This is a genomic window from Hydrogenophaga sp. A37, from assembly GCF_002001205.1.
GTDB lineage: Bacteria > Pseudomonadota > Gammaproteobacteria > Burkholderiales > Burkholderiaceae_C > Hydrogenophaga.
The window spans coordinates 1-2,479 of the sequence record NZ_MUNZ01000019.1; the positions used below are offsets into that span (position 1 = coordinate 1).

Below are 2,479 nucleotides of genomic sequence, written 5' to 3' on the forward strand. Positions count from 1 at the left end.
AATGCGGCCAAGGGGTCGCCAACAGGAGTGAAATTAGCCCGAAAACACCTCTTGATCAGCAAAAATTGCCGCCATTTGAAATTGCGAGCATCAGCCCACGCAGATCCGGGTGTTGTGCAGACCATCCTTAGCCGGGTAGTTAAACGTCTGCCGCAAGAATGTATTTTTCTCCCGCTCGATGGAGTGCATTTTCCCCATGCGGAGCGCGGCATGTAGGGCTTTGTGGTCTTCCATGAATGGCCCACCAAAACCAATGTACTCGTAGTTGGAGATGTTCTGTACGCGTCCTACCCGAGCCAGTAATTCAATGAAAAGATTACGTTCAACAGCCTTGTTCTGGCGCAGGTGATAAGGAATGGTCGATCCGCTCATTCCTTAGCCTCCTTCAGAGCCCATTCAAAAGCCGTTTCACCAACCTCGGATGGTTTAGGGTTGGTTCCTGGGTCGCAAAGGAGATTGGCAACCAATTGCACTTCATCCTTGTGTCGACTGAAACTGATTCTTGCGTGTGTTTTCTCTTCTATTGGGCGTGGAAGCTCTGGGATAAAGCGCTTGCCTTTCATCCCTTTGCGAACATCCTGCCACTTCGCTGCAGGTACGCTTCGCACTGCATCCCGAATGTCAATGGCGCGTGTCTGCGTTTGCATTGATGCGCGTTCATCGGTTTGAGTTTTCCAGTTATTTGTGAAACTCGTGAAGTGCTTCAATGCATCGCGCATAATGTTCTTCACGTCAGCATATAGTGCCGAATTCAGATCTACACCACGTTTTGTGGTAGTCACCGGTAAGAGGCTAGCGTCTTTGCTGATGAACTCAACTATGCCCGAGAGCATGACATATTGGCTGTGGTAAGAGGGAACTCCGGATTCTCCCCACCCGGTTAAATGCGACGTATCATTGGCTACAACCACTCGGTCATTGCAAATAACTGTCCATCCAGCCGTATCTTTAGCCCGCTTACCTTCTTCATAGTCGTCCAACTCTCCTTGAGATGGGAATCTTTCGTACATTCCTAAAATTAGCTGGACTTTCACGCCGTCGGCTTCAGTCTCATAAACATAGGGAGCGATGGCACTTTCTTGCGTTAAATCATTGGCAATTAATGTTTGAAAATCGTTTGGTTCAACTTTTGTTCCATTGACTTTGACTGTGAAACCCTTCTTGATAATGTAGGCGTAGTGCAGTCGTATTTTTTTCTTAATTACTTCTGCAAATCCCCCCTTGTTTGGATGAAATTGCGTTTGAATGTTTGGGAGTAGATCGGTTATTTCAACGCTCACGCCTTGCGAACTAGGAACGCTGGCATTTCGATCCATTTCAAGTTCCCACTTGTCGTCACCGCTGATCCAGTTTTGGTCAATGTGAACCCCAAAAGATCCATCTGCGTGATGGCTTCGAACCCAGCAGTCAGCTCCCATCTTGAATATCGCGCGCTTCATGCCAATGCCATACACGCCAACGGTATGCAGATCTTTATCTCTTTTGTTGTCTTTCCGACCAAAACGGAACGCGTATTCCTTTGCAATGTCTAGCGGAATTCCGCCACAGTTGTCTTTGATGCAAAAATGCTCAGCATCCAGAGTGATTTCAGCCCAATACCCTGCATATGGTTTTGCAGGGTTTCGAGGAGGTTTGTTTTCGTTTGTGCGTACTGCCCCGTCTAAGCAGTTGTCGAGTAAATCGAGAATTGCGTCGTCGAGTTCAATGTCTCGTGTGAGCATCTCGACAAAAAACCGCTTGGTCGGTGATGCGTCAACTTGGTTTTGACTATTTGATTTCTTGCCTGCCATATGGATACTCCCTCATTTAAATCGTTGTCTACAACAGTTTTTTCCCGCGAGTCACGCCATTCAGGTGTCCCCCAGTTCAGTAAACCGTCCAAGAGAGCCTGAAACAAGTGGTCCTGGGATCGTACAACTGTCGTTCGCTTCCGCTAGGTCAAATCTTAGCTGCTGTAGCCCCTCCCCCAGAACCACGATTTACCTCCCGATTTGATGAGCAACCGTCCAGAGTAGAGGTCAGCCTTTGAAACAACGCACTGCCCTACGGGCGGTATCCGGGTCAGCGGTCACTGATCCGAAGAGGTGCATGACAACGATCAGCCTTAAAGCGGGTGCCCGCCGCGATACATACGAATAGCGGACCTTGGTCTAAAGGCTACACAAGCAGATAGCCTTGCACGAGCAGCCACACCGCCCTCGACCTGCTGGACGCAATTGCCCCAAACCTCGAGGCCTGTGAACAGACAAGTCCCCGGCACAGCCCAAACCCGGTTCCCGCCGATGGGATGAAAGCACCTGCTCGGCGCAGCCGGCAGCGCGTGCCCACCCGTGCAAGCACCGAATGCCGGCAGCACGGCCTGCCCCGGTTCGCTCACGAAGCAGGGCAGGCGCATTGTGTCGCACGCGGGGCCGCTGAGGTGGCAGACCGGGTGCAGGTGGCCGGCGAGCACGAAGTGGGTGGGGTGCTTTTGTGGGTG

Annotated in this window: 2 protein-coding genes; both read right to left on the reverse strand. The window is 50.9% G+C overall.

The features are described from left to right. Nucleotides 1-90: 90 nt before the first annotated feature. Nucleotides 91-372 carry an O-methyltransferase gene (locus tag B0E41_RS00120; RefSeq protein ID WP_077327353.1) on the reverse strand — a complete coding sequence of 94 codons (282 nt, stop codon included), beginning with the start codon at nucleotides 370-372 and terminating at the stop codon, nucleotides 91-93. Then, the gene (locus tag B0E41_RS00125) at nucleotides 369-1,790 is read right to left on the reverse strand and encodes an ATP-binding protein (RefSeq protein ID WP_077327356.1); all 1,422 of its coding nucleotides are present in this window, start codon (nucleotides 1,788-1,790) and stop codon (nucleotides 369-371) included. Before B0E41_RS00125 ends, B0E41_RS00120 begins: the two co-directional genes overlap by 4 nt. Nucleotides 1,791-2,479 lie beyond the last annotated feature (689 nt).

Coding starts and splice junctions, on each gene's coding strand:
- B0E41_RS00120 (WP_077327353.1), bottom strand. CDS start 372: ATGAGCGGATCGACCATTCCTTATCACCTGCGCCAGAACAAGGCTGTT.
- B0E41_RS00125 (WP_077327356.1), bottom strand. CDS start 1,790: ATGGCAGGCAAGAAATCAAATAGTCAAAACCAAGTTGACGCATCACCG.